This window comes from Klebsiella aerogenes, from assembly GCA_029027985.1.
Classification (GTDB): domain Bacteria; phylum Pseudomonadota; class Gammaproteobacteria; order Enterobacterales; family Enterobacteriaceae; genus Klebsiella; species Klebsiella aerogenes_A.
The window spans coordinates 3,381,526-3,399,037 of the sequence record CP119076.1 but is presented as its reverse complement, the minus strand read 5'-3'; the positions used below and the strand labels follow the sequence as shown (position 1 = coordinate 3,399,037).

Annotated in this window: 14 protein-coding genes; 9 read left to right on the top strand and 5 right to left on the bottom strand. The window is 57.5% G+C overall.

The genetic code is table 11. The features are described from left to right. The first annotated feature begins 39 nt into the window (after positions 1–39). The 4 genes from PYR66_16140 (at position 40) to PYR66_16125 (ending at position 5,610) form a co-directional block, all read left to right on the top strand. Positions 40–765, top strand: coding sequence for a histidine utilization repressor (locus PYR66_16140; GenBank protein WEF26838.1), 726 nt, complete (start codon positions 40–42; stop codon positions 763–765). 142 nt (positions 766–907) lie between these two features. Continuing rightward, positions 908–2,596 carry a urocanate hydratase gene (gene hutU, locus PYR66_16135; GenBank protein ID WEF26837.1) on the top strand — a complete coding sequence of 563 codons (1,689 nt, stop codon included), beginning with the start codon at positions 908–910 and terminating at the stop codon, positions 2,594–2,596. Further along, the gene (hutH, locus tag PYR66_16130) at positions 2,593–4,128 is read left to right on the top strand and encodes a histidine ammonia-lyase (GenBank protein ID WEF26836.1); all 1,536 of its coding nucleotides are present in this window, start codon (positions 2,593–2,595) and stop codon (positions 4,126–4,128) included. The genes hutU and hutH overlap by 4 nt, the downstream gene beginning before the upstream one ends. A 99-nt stretch (positions 4,129–4,227) precedes the next feature. Then, the gene (locus PYR66_16125; GenBank protein ID WEF26835.1) at positions 4,228–5,610 is read left to right on the top strand and encodes an amino acid permease; all 1,383 of its coding nucleotides are present in this window, start codon (positions 4,228–4,230) and stop codon (positions 5,608–5,610) included. Between the two features lie 84 nt (positions 5,611–5,694). Here PYR66_16125 and PYR66_16120 read toward each other — a convergent pair whose 3' ends face one another. Together PYR66_16120 and bioA are read right to left on the bottom strand one after the other, a co-directional pair. Further along, a complete protein-coding gene (locus PYR66_16120) occupies positions 5,695–6,171 on the bottom strand; it encodes a kinase inhibitor (protein ID WEF26834.1) in 477 nt (158 codons plus the stop codon). A 70-nt stretch (positions 6,172–6,241) separates the two neighbouring features. Beyond that, positions 6,242–7,531 (bottom strand): adenosylmethionine--8-amino-7-oxononanoate transaminase, encoded by a 1,290-nt coding sequence (gene bioA / locus PYR66_16115; protein ID WEF26833.1) that lies wholly within the window; start codon positions 7,529–7,531, stop codon positions 6,242–6,244. An 85-nt stretch (positions 7,532–7,616) separates the two neighbouring features. Between bioA and bioB the strand changes: the two genes are divergently transcribed. The 5 genes from bioB (at position 7,617) to uvrB (ending at position 13,855) form a co-directional block, all read left to right on the top strand. Continuing rightward, positions 7,617–8,657, top strand: coding sequence for a biotin synthase BioB (bioB, locus tag PYR66_16110; GenBank protein ID WEF26832.1), 1,041 nt, complete (start codon positions 7,617–7,619; stop codon positions 8,655–8,657). Continuing rightward, positions 8,654–9,811 carry an 8-amino-7-oxononanoate synthase gene (gene bioF / locus PYR66_16105; GenBank protein WEF26831.1) on the top strand — a complete coding sequence of 386 codons (1,158 nt, stop codon included), beginning with the start codon at positions 8,654–8,656 and terminating at the stop codon, positions 9,809–9,811. Before bioB ends, bioF begins: the two co-directional genes overlap by 4 nt. Beyond that, the gene (gene bioC / locus PYR66_16100) at positions 9,795–10,550 is read left to right on the top strand and encodes a malonyl-ACP O-methyltransferase BioC (protein WEF26830.1); all 756 of its coding nucleotides are present in this window, start codon (positions 9,795–9,797) and stop codon (positions 10,548–10,550) included. Before bioF ends, bioC begins: the two co-directional genes overlap by 17 nt. Continuing rightward, the gene (bioD, locus tag PYR66_16095; GenBank protein WEF26829.1) at positions 10,543–11,223 is read left to right on the top strand and encodes a dethiobiotin synthase; all 681 of its coding nucleotides are present in this window, start codon (positions 10,543–10,545) and stop codon (positions 11,221–11,223) included. Before bioC ends, bioD begins: the two co-directional genes overlap by 8 nt. 610 nt (positions 11,224–11,833) lie before the next feature. Continuing rightward, entirely contained in the window at positions 11,834–13,855 is a 2,022-nt protein-coding gene (uvrB, locus tag PYR66_16090; GenBank protein ID WEF26828.1) for an excinuclease ABC subunit UvrB, read from the top strand. A 205-nt stretch (positions 13,856–14,060) separates the two neighbouring features. On the opposite strand, the gene pmrB is transcribed toward uvrB, so the two are convergent. Genes pmrB through eptA form a run of 3 tightly spaced genes read right to left on the bottom strand, consistent with a single transcriptional unit; the run spans position 14,061 to position 17,474 of the window. After that, on the bottom strand, positions 14,061–15,158 hold the full coding sequence (pmrB, locus tag PYR66_16085; protein WEF26827.1) for a two-component system sensor histidine kinase PmrB: 1,098 nt from the start codon (positions 15,156–15,158) through the stop codon (positions 14,061–14,063). 4 nt (positions 15,159–15,162) lie between these two features. Continuing rightward, positions 15,163–15,834, bottom strand: coding sequence for a two-component system response regulator PmrA (gene pmrA, locus PYR66_16080; GenBank protein WEF26826.1), 672 nt, complete (start codon positions 15,832–15,834; stop codon positions 15,163–15,165). Next, the gene (eptA, locus tag PYR66_16075) at positions 15,831–17,474 is read right to left on the bottom strand and encodes a phosphoethanolamine transferase EptA (protein ID WEF26825.1); all 1,644 of its coding nucleotides are present in this window, start codon (positions 17,472–17,474) and stop codon (positions 15,831–15,833) included. The genes pmrA and eptA overlap by 4 nt, the downstream gene beginning before the upstream one ends. Between the last annotated feature and the right edge of the window lie 38 nt (positions 17,475–17,512).

Here is a 17,512-nt window from a genome sequence, read left to right as displayed (position 1 = left end):
TAGCATAAGGCGCTCATTTAGCATAAGGAAAGCCAGGTCATGTTTGCACAACAACCGCGTTCCGCGCCCGCGCCTTTCTATGAAAAGGTGAAGCAGGCGATCAGCGAAAAAATTTATCGCGGGGAGTGGCGTCCGCACGACCGCATCCCGTCGGAGGCTGAACTGGTCGCCCAGTTCGGCTTCAGCCGCATGACCATTAATCGCGCGCTGCGGGAACTGACGGATGAGGGCCTGCTGGTCAGGCTACAGGGGGTGGGTACCTTTGTCGCCGAGCCGAAAGGGCAGTCGGCGTTGTTCGAAGTGCGCAGTATTGCCGATGAAATCGCGTCTCGTCGCCATCAGCACCGCTGTGAAGTACTGCTGCTGGAGGAGACCGAAGCGGATGTGGTTCAGGCGGAAGCGCTTAACGTTGCCGAAGGAACCCGCATCTTCCATTCGCTGATGGTGCATTACGAAAACGACGTTCCGGTGCAAATCGAAGATCGTTGCGTGAATGCCGCGGTGGTGCCGGACTATCTGTTACAGGATTACACCACTACCACGCCGCACGATTATCTGTCGTTGATCGCGCCATTAACTGAAGGCGAGCATATTGTCGAGGCGGTGCAGGCGACGGCGGAAGAGTGCGCGCTGCTGCGCATTCTGCCGCACGATCCATGCCTGCTTATTCGCCGCCGCACCTGGTCGACGACGCATATCGTTTCTCACGCGCGCCTGCTGTTCCCCGGCGCGCGCTACCGTCTGCAGGGCCATTTCAGTTCCTGATCCTTCCTGGCGTCAGCAAAACGTGATTGCTGACGCAATATAACAAAATTGTATCATTTCTGTTAAATCCTGGCTTGCGTAGGGTTGTATAGACAAGTATATGTATCTACGTAAACAACGTTAATTGTCAGGAGAAACCCCGATGTCGCAAAGCAAATATCGCCAGCTGGATGTACGTGCACCGCGAGGCACGACACTGACCGCAAAGAGCTGGTTGACCGAAGCCCCGCTGCGTATGTTAATGAACAACCTCGATCCCGATGTCGCTGAAAACCCGCATGAGCTGGTGGTCTACGGCGGTATTGGTCGCGCAGCGCGCAACTGGGAATGCTATGACGCTATCGTGAAGGCGCTGAAAAACCTGGAAAGCGACGAGACTCTGCTGGTGCAGTCCGGTAAACCGGTCGGCGTATTCAAAACTCATGAAAACTCGCCACGCGTACTGATCGCTAACTCCAACCTGGTTCCGCACTGGGCGACCTGGGAACACTTCAACGAACTGGATGCCAAAGGGCTGGCGATGTACGGCCAGATGACTGCCGGCAGCTGGATCTACATCGGCAGCCAGGGCATCGTGCAGGGCACCTACGAAACCTTCGTCGAAGCCGGTCGTCAGCATTACCAGGGCAGCCTGAAGGGCCGCTGGGTATTAACCGCCGGTCTGGGCGGCATGGGCGGCGCGCAGCCGCTGGCCGCGACGCTGGCAGGCGCTTGCTCGCTGAACATCGAATGTCAGCAGAGCCGTATCGATTTCCGTCTGCGTACCCGCTACGTTGATGAACAAGCCACTTCACTGGATGACGCGCTGGAGCGCATCAAGAAATATACCGCCGAAGGTCGCGCTATCTCTATCGCGCTGTGCGGCAACGCCGCGGACATCGTGCCGGAACTGGTCAAACGCGGCGTGCGCCCGGATATGGTCACCGACCAGACCAGCGCCCATGACCCGCTGCACGGTTACCTGCCGAAAGGCTGGAGCTGGGAAGAGTATCAGCAGAAAGCTGAATCTGACCCGCAGGGCACGATTCTGGCGGCTAAACGCTCGATGGCTGACCACGTTCAGGCGATGCTGGCCTTTAATGAAATGGGCGTACCGACCTTCGACTACGGCAACAACATCCGCCAGATGGCGCAGGAAATGGGCGTCAGCAACGCCTTCGATTTCCCGGGCTTCGTACCGGCTTATATTCGCCCGCTGTTCTGCCGCGGTATCGGTCCGTTCCGCTGGGTAGCGCTGTCCGGCGATCCGCAGGATATCTACAAAACCGACGCTAAAGTAAAAGAGATCATCAGCGATGATAAGCATCTGCACCACTGGCTGGATATGGCGCGCGAGCGTATCAGCTTCCAGGGGCTGCCGGCGCGTATCTGCTGGGTCGGTCTGGAATGGCGTCAGAAGTTGGGACTGGCGTTTAACGAAATGGTCCGCAGCGGCGAAGTTTCCGCGCCGATCGTGATTGGCCGCGATCACCTGGATTCCGGTTCCGTCGCCAGCCCGAACCGCGAAACCGAAGCCATGCGCGACGGCTCCGACGCGGTTTCCGACTGGCCGTTGCTGAACGCGTTGCTCAACACCGCCAGCGGCGCGACCTGGGTGTCGTTGCACCACGGCGGCGGCGTCGGTATGGGCTTCTCGCAACACTCCGGAATGGTTATCGTCTGCGACGGTACCGATGAAGCGGCGGCGCGTATCGCACGTGTCCTGCACAACGACCCGGCGACCGGCGTGATGCGTCATGCTGATGCGGGTTACGAAATTGCTATTGAATGTGCAGCAGAACAGGGTTTGAATCTTCCGATGGTCGCGGCAACGCAGGGGAACGCTAAATGAAATCTTTAACGCTAATTCCGGGTCAACTCAGCCTGTCGCAGCTACGCGACGTTTACAGCCACCCGGTTAACATTACCCTCGACAGCAGCGCGTTCGCCGCCATTGACGAGAGCGTAGCCTGCGTCAACGCAATCCTCGCGGAAGGGCGTACCGCGTACGGCATCAATACCGGTTTTGGCCTGTTGGCGCAAACCCGTATCTCTACGGAAGACCTTGAGAACCTGCAGCGTTCGCTGGTGTTGTCCCATGCGGCAGGCGTTGGCGAGCCGCTGGACGATGACCTGGCGCGCCTGATCATGGTGCTGAAGATTAACAGTCTTTCCCGCGGCTTCTCCGGGATTCGTTTAAGCGTGATTCAGGCGCTGATTGGTCTGGTAAATGCGGGCGTGACGCCGTGGATCCCGGCCAAAGGTTCGGTCGGCGCGTCCGGCGACCTGGCGCCGCTGGCGCATATGTCGCTGACCCTATTGGGCGAAGGCAAAGCGCGCGTACGCGGCGGCGAATGGCTGCCGGCGACCGACGCGCTGCGTCAGGCAGGGCTGGAACCGATCACGCTGGCGGCGAAAGAAGGGCTGGCGCTGCTCAACGGCACCCAGGCGTCGACGGCCTTTGCGCTGCGCGGTCTGTTTGAAGCCGAGGATCTGTTCGCTTCCGCCGTGGTGTGCGGCGCGTTAACCACCGAAGCGGCGCTGGGTTCGCGTCGTCCGTTCGATGCGCGCATTCATGATGTGCGCGGCCAGCGCGGCCAGATTGATGCGGCGGCGCTGTATCGCCACGTACTGACCGACGACAGCGCGATTTCGCAGTCGCACCATAACTGCGCTAAGGTTCAGGACCCGTACTCTCTGCGTTGTCAGCCGCAGGTGATGGGCGCCTGCCTGACTCAGATTCGCCAGGCGGCGGAAGTGCTGTTCGCCGAAGCGAACGCGGTTTCTGATAACCCGCTGGTCTTCGCCGCCGAGAACGACGTGATCTCCGGCGGTAACTTCCACGCTGAGCCGGTGGCGATGGCGGCGGATAATATCGCGCTGGCGATTGCTGAAATTGGTTCGCTTTCCGAGCGCCGCATTGCGCTGATGATGGACAGCCATATGTCGCAGCTGCCGCCGTTCCTCGTGAAAAACGGTGGTGTGAACTCCGGCTTTATGATTGCCCAAGTGACGGCTGCGGCGCTGGCCAGTGAAAACAAAGCATTATCGCACCCGCATAGCGTTGACAGCCTGCCGACCTCCGCCAACCAGGAAGACCATGTGTCGATGGCGCCGGCTGCCGGTCGCCGTCTGTGGGCGATGGCCGACAACACCCGCGGCGTACTGGCCGTCGAGTGGCTGGCTGCGGTGCAAGGGCTGGATATGCGTGAAGGCTTGACCACCAGTCCGCTGCTGGAAGAAGCGCGCCATCTGCTGCGCGAACGCGTATCACACTATACTCAGGACCGTTTCTTCGCGCCTGATATCGATAATGCCACTGAGCTTTTGGCCGCACGTCATCTGACGCGTCTGCTGCCTGCCGTATTGCCTAGCCAGCACTAATCACCGTTGTTTTCTGTACCCGCGTCGGGGGGATTTCCTCCCCCCGACCGTCCTACATCGCATATTTGTCGTCATATAAAAAAACCAGGACACCTGTATATGCAACAACAACACAAGCCACATCTGTTGCGCGGGCTGAATGCCCGACACATTCGCTTTATCGCACTCGGTTCCGCTATCGGCACCGGGTTATTCTATGGTTCCGCCTCAGCCATCAAGGCTGCAGGCCCGGCGGTGCTGCTGGCCTATTTGATTGGCGGCGCGGCGGTCTTTATGGTGATGCGCGCGCTGGGTGAAATGGCGGTGCGCAACCCGGTGTCCGGATCTTTCGGCAGCTACGCGCGCCAGTATCTTGGGCCGCTGGCCGGGTTTATTACCGGTTGGACTTACACCTTTGAAATGGTGATCGTGGCGTTAGCCGATGTCACCGCATTCGGTATCTACATGGGATTGTGGTACCCCGACGTCCCGCGCTGGATTTGGATCCTCAGTATCATCTTCTTTATTGGCGCGATGAATCTGTGCCATGTGCGCGTTTTCGGCGAGATGGAATTCTGGCTGTCATTGATTAAGGTGGTGGCGATTATCGCCATGATGCTGGCTGGCGCTGGTATCATCTTCTTCGGTTTCGGCCATAGCTTCCCGGCCACCGGGCTGGAAAATCTATGGAGCCACGGCGGCTTTGCCCCTAACGGCTGGCAGGGGATAATCGCCTCGCTTGGCATCGTGATGTTCGCCTTTGGCGGCGTGGAAATTATCGGCGTCACCGCGGCGGAAGCGCAGAACCCGAAGAAGGTGATCCCGCAGGCCATTAATACGATCCCGCTGCGTATTATTCTGTTTTACGTTTGCACCCTGGCGGTGCTGATGGCGATTTTCCCATGGAATAGCTTTGGCGAGCAGGGCAGTCCGTTTGTGCTGATCTTCGATGGCCTGGGCATTCCGGCGGCGGCGACCGTTCTGAATATCATCGTGATTAGCGCCAGTATCTCGGCGATCAACAGCGATATCTTTGGCGCCGGACGCATGATGTACGGCATGTCGAAAGAGGGTCTGGCGCCGAAGTGCTTCCAGCGGATCGCCAGCAACGGTGTTCCCTGGATGACCGTTGTGGTGATGGGCGTGGCGCTGCTGGTCGCGGTGGTGCTCAACTATCTGATGCCGGAACAGGTGTTCGTGCTGATCGCATCGCTGGCGGCGTTCGCCACGGTATGGGTCTGGCTGATGATCCTGCTGTCCCATTTCTCAATGCGTCGCGGTTTGTCCGCTGAAGAGCGGAGTAAGATCGAGTTCCCTATCCCATTCTGGCCGGTTGGCCCGCTGCTGACCCTGCTGTTTATGGGGGTGGTCATTGCCGTGTTAGGAATGGTGGAAGAGACGCGCGTGGCGCTGATCGCCGGGCTGGTGTGGTTGGGGCTGCTGACGGTAGTGTGGTATGCGCGGGTCAGAAAAACCGCGCAGCAGGTAGTCACCGAGCAGTAAAGCAAATATCCCCGGTGGTGCTACGCCTACCGGGGATATTAGGTAGCCCGGATAAGGCTTTAGCCGCAATCCGGGAACGCAAGGTTAATTGAACAGGGCGGTAATGGAGGCGCTGGCCAGCGTATGGAAATGGACATTAAAGCCGACCATCGCGCCGCTGGCGCCAGCGTCAACCTCAATCTTATCGACATCTAACGCATACACGGTAAAGGTATAACGGTGGCTCTCGCCGTTCGGCGGCGCTGCGCCACCGTAGACGTTGTTGCCAAAATCAGTACGGGTATGCAGGGCGCCAGCGGGCAGGGAGGCATCGGATGAACCGGCGCCCTGCGGCAGCTCGCGCGTCTGTGCGGGCAAATTCGCGACCACCCAGTGCCACCAGCCAGAGCCAGTTGGCGCGTCCGGGTCAAAACAGGTGACGACAAAACTTTTGCTCCCGGCCGGAACATCGTCCCACGCCAGATGCGGCGACAGGTTATCACCGCTGTAGCCCATGCCGTTGAAGACCTGACGGTTAGGCAGTTTACCGCCGTCTTGTAGATCGTGACTGGTCAGTTTCATGCTTCATCCTCATTGATAATGCGCTGATTAGCAAAGAAGTGTAGCCTCCCCTGCGGTGCAATTCCGCTGTTTATTCGCTAAAAGATGTTTCTTCCAGCACCGCCGCGTTGACCGCGCGGGTCAGGCGGGTTAACTGTTCTGGCGTAATGATGTACGGCGGCATCAGATAAATCAGGCGGCCGAACGGGCGGATCCACACGCCTTGTTCGACGAAAAAGCGCTGTAAGGCGGCCATGTTGACCGGTTGACGGGTTTCGACCACGCCAATCGCCCCCAGTACTCGCACATCGGCGACCCATGCGGATTCGCGCGCCGGGGCCAGTTCGGCCTGTAGCTGGGCTTCAATTGCCGCCACCTGCTGTTGCCATTCGCCGCTCTCCAGCAGGCGCAGACTCTCGGCCGCCACCGCACAGGCCAGCGGATTGCCCATAAAGGTGGGGCCGTGCATAAAGCAGCCGGCTTCGCCATTGCTGATGGTTTCAGCCACCGTGCGGGTGGTCAGCGCGGCGGAGAGGGTCATGGTGCCGCCGGTCAGCGCTTTGCCAAGACACAGAATATCGGCGGTGATCCCCGCGTGTTCACAGGCGAACAGCTTGCCGGTACGGCCAAAGCCAGTGGCGATCTCATCGGCGATCAGCAGGATCCCCTCACGGTCGCACATTTTACGTACCCGCTTGAGCCATTCAGGATGGTACATCCGCATCCCGCCCGCGCCCTGGACGATGGGTTCGAGGATCACCGCGGCAATTTCGTGGCGGTGTGCGGCCATCAGACGAGCAAACGGCGCTATATCCATTTCATCCCACTCGCCGTCAAAACGGCTTTGCGGCGCGGGGGCGAACAGGTTATCGGGCAGGTAGCCCTGCCACAGACTGTGCATGGAATTCTGCGGATCGCAGACCGACATCGCGCCGAACGTATCGCCGTGGTAGCCGTTGCGGAAAGTCAGAAAACGACGACGTGGTTCGCCTTTGGCCTGCCAGTACTGCAGCGCCATCTTCATCGCCACTTCTACCGCCACCGAACCGGAATCCGCGAGGAAAACGCATTCCAGCGAGTCTGGCGTCATCGCCACCAACTGGCGACATAGCGCTACCGCCGACGGATGCGTTATCCCGCCGAACATCACGTGCGACATCTGGTCGATCTGCGTTTTCATTGCCGCATTCAGGCGTGGGTGATTGTAACCGTGGATCGCCGCCCACCAGGACGACATGCCGTCAACCAGCTGTTCGCCGCTGGCGAGGGACAGCTCGCAACCGTGGGCGGAAACAACCGGATAGACCGGCAGCGGGGATGTCATGGAGGTGTAGGGGTGCCAGATGTGGCGCCGATCGAAGGCGAGATCGTCCGTTGTCATAAGTGACTTGTAAACCATTTTGAAAACATTTAGGTTTACGAGTATAAACCGAACCGCAAATTAACAAAACCCTTTGGAGAGGCCAATGGCTCACCACGCACGCTGGACAATGTCGCAAGTCACTGAGTTATTTAATAAACCACTTATCGATCTGTTATTCGAAGCGCAGCAAATCCACCGTCAACACTTTGACCCGCGCCAGGTGCAGGTCAGTACGCTGCTGTCGATTAAGACCGGCGCTTGCCCGGAAGACTGTAAATATTGTCCGCAGAGCGCACGCTACAAAACCGGCCTCGAATCCGAGCGTTTAATGGAAGTCGAGCAGGTACTGGAGTCCGCGCGTCAGGCGAAAAACGCCGGTTCTACCCGTTTCTGCATGGGCGCGGCGTGGAAAAACCCTAATGACCGCGATATGCCGTATCTGGAGCAGATGGTAAAAGGCGTTAAGGCGCTGGGGCTGGAGTCGTGCATGACCCTTGGCACGCTCACCGACAGCCAGGCGCAGCGGCTGGCTGGCGCGGGTCTCGATTACTACAACCATAACCTCGACACGTCGCCGGAATTTTACGGCAACATCATCACCACCCGTAGCTATCAGGAACGCCTGGATACGCTGGGTAAGGTGCGCGACGCCGGGATTAAAGTATGTTCCGGCGGCATCGTCGGGCTGGGTGAAACCGTGAACGATCGCGCCGGACTATTGCTGCAGTTAGCCAACCTGCCAACGCCGCCGGAGAGCGTGCCGATTAACATGCTGGTTAAGGTCAAGGGTACGCCGCTGGCGGATAACGACGATGTCGATGCGTTCGATTTCATCCGTACTATCGCCATTGCGCGCATCATGATGCCGACCTCATACGTGCGTCTCTCCGCCGGTCGCGAGCAGATGAACGAACAGACCCAGGCAATGTGCTTTATGGCCGGGGCTAACTCCATCTTCTACGGCTGCAAGCTGCTGACCACGCCGAACCCGGAAGAAGATAAAGACCTGCAACTGTTCCGTAAGCTGGGGATTAACCCGCAGCAGACGGCGGTGCTGGAAGGCGATAACGAGCAGCAGCAGCGCCTGGAACAGGCCTTACTGACCCCAGATACTGAGGAATATTACAACGCGGCGGCGCTATGACCTGGCAGCAACGTATCGAGCGAGCGCTGGACGAGCGGCGGGCGGCGGATGCCTTCCGTCGTCGGCAGCCGGTCGACCACGGAGCCGGACGCTGGCTGGAAAGAGAAGGGGGGCGCTGGCTCAACTTCTCCAGTAATGATTATCTGGGGTTGAGCCAACATCCCGCGATTATCGCCGCCTGGCGGCAGGGGGCGGAACGCTATGGCGTTGGCTCCGGCGGCTCGGGCCACGTCAGCGGCTATAGCGAGGCGCATCATACACTGGAAGAGGCGTTGGCTGACTGGCTGGGCTACCCGCGCGCGCTGCTGTTTATCTCTGGTTTCGCCGCTAACCAGGCGCTGATTACCGCGTTGGCGGAAAAAGAGGATCGGATCGTGGCCGATCGCCTGAGCCACGCCTCTTTGCTGGAAGCGGCAAATTTGAGCCCGGCGCAGCTGCGCCGCTTTACTCACAACGACTCGCAACAGCTCGCGGAACGGCTGGCGAAACCGCTGAATGGCCAGCAGTTAGTCGTCACGGAAGGGATTTTCAGTATGGACGGCGATAGCGCGCCGTTGGCCGAGATCCATACGGCGGCACAGGCTGCCGGGGCGTTATTGCTGGTGGACGACGCTCACGGCATCGGCGTCGTCGGCGCTGAGGGCCGCGGCAGCAGCGCAGCGCAGGCCGTGCATCCGGAACTGCTGGTTGTCACCTTCGGCAAGGCTTTCGGCGTCAGCGGCGCGGCGGTACTGTGCAGCGAGGCGATGGCGGATTATCTCTTACAATTCGCCCGTCATTTGATCTACAGCACCGCGATGCCTCCTGCGCAGGCGGTGGCGCTGAGCGCGGCGCTGCGGGTTATCCGCAGCGGCGATGGCCAGCAGCGGCGTGAAGCGTTAGCCGCCCGCATCCATCAATTCCGTGAGGGAATGCGTGATACGCCGTTGGCCTTAACCGACTCCGCCAGCGCGATTCAACCGCTGATCGTTGGCGATAATGCGCGGGCGCTTGGCCTGGCGGCCAGCCTCCGTGACGCGGGGTGCTGGACTACCGCCATTCGACCGCCGACGGTTCCCGCCGGCAGTGCGCGTTTACGTCTGACGCTGACGGCGGCTCACGAGGCCGGCGACATCACACGTTTACTGGAGGTACTGCATGACCACGGTAAATAAGCAGGCGGTCGCCGCAGCGTTTGGTCGGGCGGCCAGCGGCTATACGCAGCATGATGAGCTGCAACGTCGCAGTGCTGAACGGTTGTTGCGCCAGCTGGCAAGAGACGATTTTGCGCAGGTACTGGACGCTGGCTGCGGCCCCGGCAGCATGAGCCGTTACTGGCGAGAGGCGGGAAGCGTGGTCACCGCGCTGGATCTCTCCGCCGGAATGTTAGCGGAGGCGCAACGCAACGATGCCGCGCAGCATTATCTGCAAGGCGATATTGAAGCGCTGCCGTTGCCGGATGCCTGCGTCGATCTGGCATGGAGCAATCTGGCGGTGCAATGGTGCGACGATCTGCGGGCGGCGATAGCCGAGCTGTACCGGGTCGTGCGCCCGGGTGGCCGAGTGGCGTTCACGACGTTGCTCGCCGACTCGTTACCGGAGCTGAATCAAGCCTGGCGAGCTGTCGATGATCATCCTCATGCCAACCGTTTTCTGAGTGAACAAGCGGTGTGGGCGGCGCTGCGCGGCCTACGCGCGGAAGGACAGGTTCACCGCATTAGCCTGTCGTTTAGCGATGCGCTGAGCGCCATGCGCTCGCTGAAAGGCATCGGCGCGACCCATTTACACCAGGGGCGCGCTTCTGCGCCGCTCAGCCGCGGTAAGCTGCGCGAGCTTCAGTTGGCCTGGCCGCAACAACAGGGCGCTTGCCCGCTGACGTACCATCTTTTTACAGGAGTCATTCAGCGTGACTAAACGTTTTTTTGTCACTGGCACTGATACCGAAGTCGGTAAGACGGTCGCCAGCAGCGCGCTGCTGCAGGCGGCAAATCAGTTGGGTTTTAATACCGCTGGCTATAAACCGGTGGCATCCGGTAGCGACATCACCGCTCATGGGCTGCGCAATGAAGACGCGCTAGCCCTGCAGCGCAATAGCCGGGTAGCGCTGCGTTATGAACAGGTTAACCCCTATACCTTCGCCGAACCGACCTCACCGCATATTATCAGCGCCGATGAAGGCCGGCCGATTGAAGCGGCGACGCTCTCCAGCGGATTGCGCGAACTGGAAAACCTTGCGGACTGGCTACTAGTGGAAGGAGCAGGCGGCTGGTTTACGCCGCTGTCGGAAACTCTGACTTTTGCCGACTGGGCGCAGGCGGAACGGCTGCCGGTGATTTTAGTAGTTGGCGTCAAGCTCGGTTGCATCAACCACGCCATGCTGACCGCTCAGGCGGTACGTGAGGCGGGTCTGCCTTTGGTCGGTTGGATTGCCAACGATATCCAACCGCCGGGTAAACGCCATCGCGAATATCTGCATACCTTAACACGGGTGTTGCCTGCACCACTGTTGGGGGAAATCCCCTGGTTGGCTGATGCGACGCAGTGTACGGATCTTGGCCAGTATCTGGATCTGAGCGTGTTGGCATAACTTTTCGTAACTCTGCGGGACGGCTGTATTTTTGGTTGACAGGACGATGAAATGTGGTCCAGAAAACGCGAAAAATCCAGCCATCTTTAGCAGATAAATATCAAAAAAAATTCGATAATTTTTTTTAGCTGACGGCTTTGGTCCGATGAGGGATTTTTGCCGGGTGGCAGACCTTGGGGCCTGCAGATAGTTATCCACTATTCCTGTGGATAACCTTGTGTATTAGAGTTAGAAAACTTGCGGTAAGCTAGAGAGTACGCGGCCTGCAAGCAAATTGACGCGAAACCCGTCTTTCAGTGAATTTAGTTTTATTTCAATAAGTTAAATAAAAGCAATGGTTGTCAGAAAAGTGTCACCGACTGCCATAAAAGATTCATTGCCTTGCTTGACAAATGTTAAATGATAAATTTTTCTGGGGATAACCACACTGTCTGGTGGATTATTCCGCAAAGCGCGCATTTTACGCCCGCTGACGCCGTGCAAACTATTCGTCAGTTGCCATACAATAATGCGATACTGGTTTTATATCCAGTATAATTTGTTGGCAAAAGTGAAACTGAAGGGTAGAATTAAACACCTGCTGGCCAATCCCATCTCCAGGTCCTGAAATATGAGCAAACCGTTCAAGCTGCACTCCGCATTCCGTCCTTCCGGCGATCAGCCTGAAGCCATTCGTCGCCTCGAAGAGGGGCTGGAAGATGGCCTCGCGCATCAGACGCTGCTTGGGGTGACCGGTTCGGGGAAAACCTTCACCATCGCTAACGTCATCGCGGATCTCCAGCGCCCGACGATGGTGCTGGCGCCGAACAAAACGCTGGCGGCGCAGCTGTATGGCGAGATGAAAGAGTTCTTCCCGGAGAATGCGGTGGAGTATTTCGTTTCCTACTACGACTACTACCAGCCTGAAGCCTACGTCCCGAGCTCGGATACCTTTATCGAAAAAGACGCCTCGGTGAACGAACATATTGAGCAGATGCGTCTGTCGGCCACCAAAGCCTTGCTCGAACGGCGTGATGTCGTGGTGGTGGCCTCGGTGTCCGCTATCTACGGCCTTGGCGATCCGGACCTGTATCTCAAGATGATGCTGCACCTGACCACCGGCATGCTGATCGATCAGCGTGCAATCCTGCGTCGGCTGGCCGAGTTGCAATATACCCGCAACGATCAGGCTTTTCAGCGCGGCACCTTCCGCGTGCGCGGTGAGGTCATTGACGTCTTCCCGGCGGAATCTGACGATATTGCGCTACGTATCGAACTGTTTGATGAAGAGGTCGAGCGGCTCTCACTGTTCGACCCGCTGACCGGTCAGGTGGAATCGACCATTCCACGCTATACCATCTATCCGAAGACCCACTACGTGACCCCGCGCGAGCGTATTGTGCAGGCGATGGAAGAGATCAAAGACGAGCTGGTGGATCGCCGCAAGGTGCTGCTGGCGAATAACAAACTGCTGGAAGAGCAGCGCCTGAGCCAACGTACCCAATTTGACCTCGAGATGATGAACGAGCTGGGTTACTGTTCCGGGATTGAGAACTACTCGCGCTTTCTCTCCGGGCGCGGGCCGGGCGAGCCGCCGCCGACGTTATTTGACTATCTGCCGGCCGATGGCCTGCTGGTTATCGATGAATCGCACGTGACCATCCCGCAAATCGGCGGTATGTATCGCGGCGACCGTGCGCGTAAAGAGACGCTGGTGGAATACGGTTTCCGTCTGCCATCGGCGCTGGATAACCGGCCGATGAAGTTTGAAGAGTTCGAGGCGCTGGCGCCGCAGACGATTTACGTATCGGCGACGCCGGGCGCGTATGAGCTGGATAAATCCGGTGATGAGGTGGTAGACCAGGTGGTTCGACCAACCGGGTTGCTGGATCCGGTGATCGAAGTGCGGCCGGTGGCGACGCAGGTTGACGATCTGCTGTCTGAAATCCGCATCCGCGCGGCGATTAACGAACGTGTGCTGGTCACCACCCTGACTAAACGGATGGCGGAAGACTTAACCGAATATCTTGAAGAGCATGGCGAGCGGGTACGCTACCTGCACTCGGATATCGATACCGTTGAACGTATGGAAATTATTCGCGACCTGCGCCTTGGCGAGTTCGATGTGCTGGTCGGTATCAACTTGCTGCGCGAAGGGTTGGATATGCCTGAGGTGTCGTTGGTGGCCATTCTGGATGCGGATAAAGAGGGCTTCCTGCGTTCTGAACGTTCGCTGATCCAGACCATCGGTCGTGCGGCGCGTAACGTTAACGGTAAGGCGATTCTCTACGGCGATAAGATCACCCCGTCGATGGCGAAGGCGATTGGTGAAACCGAACGCCGTCGCGAGAAGCAGCAGCGCTACAATGAAGAACACGGCATCGTGCCGCAGGGGCTCAACAAGAAAGTGGTCGATATTCTGGCGCTGGGTCAGAACATTGCGAAGACCAAGGCCAAAGGTCGCGGCAAAGCGCGTTCACCGGTGGAAGCCGATAGCGCAGAACTGGCGCTGACGCCGAAAGCGTTGCAGCAGAAGATTCATGAGCTGGAAGGTAAGATGATGCAGCATGCGCAGAACCTCGAATTTGAAGAGGCGGCGCAAATCCGCGATCAACTGCATCAGTTGCGTGAACTGTTTATTGCGGCGTCTTAGTCGTAGGGCTGGAGTCAGGGAAAAGGTGACGGTAATTATCTCTTTGTAACTGCCGTCACGCTTTTAGCTTAGCTTCTTAATGTTGGCTTAATCATAATCGGCAACACTATCCCCAGTTTAATGAGGATAGCGTCATGCAAAAACTTAACTTCCGTGAATATCTGGCTATTGCGATCGCATTCGTTATTGTGACCGCTTTCTTTCATCAGTGGGTATTAACTTTCTGACGTAAACTGCGCGGGAACTGCACCCAGGCGCGAACCCCCGGGCCGGGCTGGCGATTATGTAAAAAGAATTGTGCATCGTGGAGCTGAGCGATGCGGGTAACAATGCTCAGGCCGAGACCTATCCCACCGTAGCGGCTGTCCATGCGAACAAAGGCCTTGCTGAGTTCGCCGCTCTTCGCTTCATCGATCCCCGGGCCTTCGTCTTCTACTGCCATAATCGGCATATTTCCCGATTTCACCGAAATTTTAATCTTCGAACCTGCCGGACTATAGCGATGCGCATTTTCTACCAGATTGCGCAAAATGACCCGCAGCAGAGTGACATCGCCGGAAACCAGATCCTCACCTTCGCTGTTTGCTATCTCCAGCGTTTGCTGACGCCCATGCAGCATCGTTTCCAGCTCATCCTGCAGCGGTTTCACCACATCTTCCTGCAAATGTACCTGCTGGTAGCTACCGGCGGAGAAAGATTGCCCGACGCGCGCCAGTTGCAGTAGCTGTGAAATGCTGTTGGTCATCTGATCGAGACGCTGAATTAACGGGTCGACGTTGACGCTGTGTACTTTGGCCAGCAGTTCAAGGTGCAGACGCAGCCCGGCGAGGGGCGTGCGTAGCTCGTGAGCAACGTCGGCGGTAAACAGACGCTCGCGATCGAGCGTCAGGTTCAGGCGTGATACCAACTGGTTGATTGCCGTGGTCACCGCGGTAACTTCCGGCACCGATTCTTGCAGAATAATCGGCTGCAGGTTATCCGGCGTCCGGTTCTCCAGCTCGCACTGCAGATTCGACAGCGGGCGGGTGATTTTTTTCACCGCCATCAGGCTGATATACAGCGCCAGGCCGATAATCAGTAGACTTGGCACCAGCAGGCTGGCGACCGCTTCGCGCACTTCGTGCTCGATGTGCTTCTGATTATTGTGGCCTTCAATCGCGCTGGCAACCAGCAGTTGGATTTGCTCTTTGCTTTCATGCCACAACCAGAAGACACTGATTAACTGACACACCACCAGAATGATGCCAATGGTCAGCAGCAGGCGGTGGCGCATGGTCCAGGTTTCGGTTGCAAACAGTGCCATAGCGTTATTCTGACTCCGTATTATTCACCAGCATATAGCCAAAGCCCCGTACGGTGCGGATCCGCGTTTTACCGACTTTGTCGCGCAGATTATGAATGTGCACTTCCAGGGTATTGGTGGCCGGTTCGTTATCCCAGCTATAGATGTCATTGTAGAGAATTTCACGATGCACCGGGCTGCCAGCCTTCATCATCAGGCGTGAGAGCAGGGCATACTCTTTCGGCGTCAGCTCCAGCGACTCGCCGGCAAGCCAAACCTGGCGACGGGTGACGTTGAGGCGCAGGTTGCCGACAGTCAGTTCGTTATCGCCCTGGTTATTGTGACGGCGCAGCAGCGCGCGGATACGGGCGTTGAGCTCTTCAAGAGCGAAGGGCTTCACCAGATAGTCATCGGCGCCGGTATCCAGCCCGCTGATACGGTCGCTAACGGTATCGCGGGCGGTGAGGATTAACACCGGTTGGGTGAATTTTTCCCGGCGCATGCGCGCCAGGAAATGCAGACCGTCTTCATCCGGCAGGCCGAGATCGAGCACCACCAAACTGTAATGGTTGCTGGCTAAGGACAGGGCGGCTTCGTGCGCGGTGGCGACGCCATCGCAAACATAGCCTTCGCTTTGCATGGCCAGAATTAACCCTTGTAACAGGAGTGCATCGTCTTCAATGACTAAGATTTTCATCTGCCGGTCTCTCTACATGGCGTTAAAAGGTCGTCTTTTGCCTGATACTCGCGAGTATCTACCCCGAGCAGGCCAAGCAGGGTGGAGAACAGATTATCCTGCGAATAATCGTTCGTCTTTGCTTGTTGTTGCAAACACTGGTTGGAAACACCATAACGCTGTTGGTAATCCGGCGACAGCCACAGCAGCATCGGCACGTGTTTTTGCGTATCCGGCGCTATTGAGTACGGCAGACCATGCAGATACACGCCGTCTTCACCCAGCGATTCGCCGTGGTCGGACAGATAAACCAGGCTGGTGGTAAATTTATCCTGTTTTGATTGCAGCAATTTTATCGCTTTATCAACTACATAGTCGACATACAAAATCGTGTTGTCGTAGGTATTAGTCAATTGTTGCTGCGTACAGCTCTGAATTTCATTGGTATCGCAGGTTGGCGTGAATTTTTTGAATTCAGCCGGATAGCGGTTGTAGTAGGTCGGACCATGGCTGCCGATGGTATGCAGAACGATAATGCCATCCTGCTGTAAATTATCGATATAGCTGTCCAGATTATGGAACAGGACCTCATCGTAGCACTCGCCGTTGATGCACTGGCCGCTGAGATTCAGATTGGTGACATTTTCGTGCGGTACACGGTCACAGGCGCCTTTACAGCCGCCGTCGTTGTCATTCCACAGTACCTGTACGCCAGCGCGCTGCAGAATATCCAATACCCCTTCCTGATGGTGCGCCAGCTCTTCATCATAGTGCGCGCGCGGCATATTGGAGAACATGCAGGGAACAGAAACCGCGGTCGCGGTGCCGCAGGAGGTGGTTTTCGGGAAATAGACCACATCATCTTGTTTCAGGCGCGGGTTGGTCTCGCGATCGTAGCCGCCCAGCGAGAAGTTCTCGGCGCGCGAGGTTTCCCCCAGCACCACGATAGTCAGGTTTTTACGCGGACCGTTGAGCATCAGCGGCTTCTGTTTGGCATCTTCGCCGATCTTCACCAGCGGCAGGTTGTCCATCTTGTTGTGCGCATACCACGAGTTCAGCGCCACGATGCTGTTGGATGGGCTCAGGGATTTCACCAGCTCTTTGTTGTTACGGAATACCGAGGCGTAGTCTTTGTAGAACAGCGCCGCCACCAGAATAATCAGCAGCGCCGAAACCACGATATTCAGCAGACGCATGGCCGTACCGCGCCAGAAAGAGGCCGGTTTACGGACTTTAATCCACCAGGCGATGATGACCATCAACAGTCCGGAAAGTCCCAGCACGATGATCATTTTGGTCGACAGCAGCGCGAAGCTTTCCGCCGGGGTGGTATCGAAGATATTGGCGATCATCGAACGGTCGATAACCACGCCGAAGCTCCAGATAAAGTACTGCGCCGAGGCGCTCAGCAGGATAAACAGGCTGATCACGACCCGGTCGAGCTTAAAGAACGAGGCCAGGGTGGTAATGATGTTCATCACACTAATCGCGACGATCGGCATGCTGAGGAAGACCAGCCAGTTATGCAGGTTGTTCACCGGCAGCAGTGGGAAAACCTGACGATAAAAGGCCAGGTTGAGAATGAGACCGATATAGCAAGCAAAGAAAATCAAATAAGCCGTGCGGCCGAGTACTGGCCGACGTAAAGAAAAAAACGACATAACGAATACCCGTAGTTGTAGATGTTCGCTATGTTGAC

Coding starts and splice junctions, on each gene's coding strand:
- PYR66_16140 (WEF26838.1), top strand. CDS start 40: ATGTTTGCACAACAACCGCGTTCCGCGCCCGCGCCTTTCTATGAAAAG.
- bioA (WEF26833.1), bottom strand. CDS start 7,531: ATGACAACGGACGATCTCGCCTTCGATCGGCGCCACATCTGGCACCCC.
- hutH (WEF26836.1), top strand. CDS start 2,593: ATGAAATCTTTAACGCTAATTCCGGGTCAACTCAGCCTGTCGCAGCTA.
- PYR66_16125 (WEF26835.1), top strand. CDS start 4,228: ATGCAACAACAACACAAGCCACATCTGTTGCGCGGGCTGAATGCCCGA.
- bioC (WEF26830.1), top strand. CDS start 9,795: ATGACCACGGTAAATAAGCAGGCGGTCGCCGCAGCGTTTGGTCGGGCG.
- bioF (WEF26831.1), top strand. CDS start 8,654: ATGACCTGGCAGCAACGTATCGAGCGAGCGCTGGACGAGCGGCGGGCG.
- pmrB (WEF26827.1), bottom strand. CDS start 15,158: ATGGCACTGTTTGCAACCGAAACCTGGACCATGCGCCACCGCCTGCTG.
- pmrA (WEF26826.1), bottom strand. CDS start 15,834: ATGAAAATCTTAGTCATTGAAGACGATGCACTCCTGTTACAAGGGTTA.
- bioB (WEF26832.1), top strand. CDS start 7,617: ATGGCTCACCACGCACGCTGGACAATGTCGCAAGTCACTGAGTTATTT.
- uvrB (WEF26828.1), top strand. CDS start 11,834: ATGAGCAAACCGTTCAAGCTGCACTCCGCATTCCGTCCTTCCGGCGAT.
- PYR66_16120 (WEF26834.1), bottom strand. CDS start 6,171: ATGAAACTGACCAGTCACGATCTACAAGACGGCGGTAAACTGCCTAAC.
- eptA (WEF26825.1), bottom strand. CDS start 17,474: ATGTCGTTTTTTTCTTTACGTCGGCCAGTACTCGGCCGCACGGCTTAT.
- hutU (WEF26837.1), top strand. CDS start 908: ATGTCGCAAAGCAAATATCGCCAGCTGGATGTACGTGCACCGCGAGGC.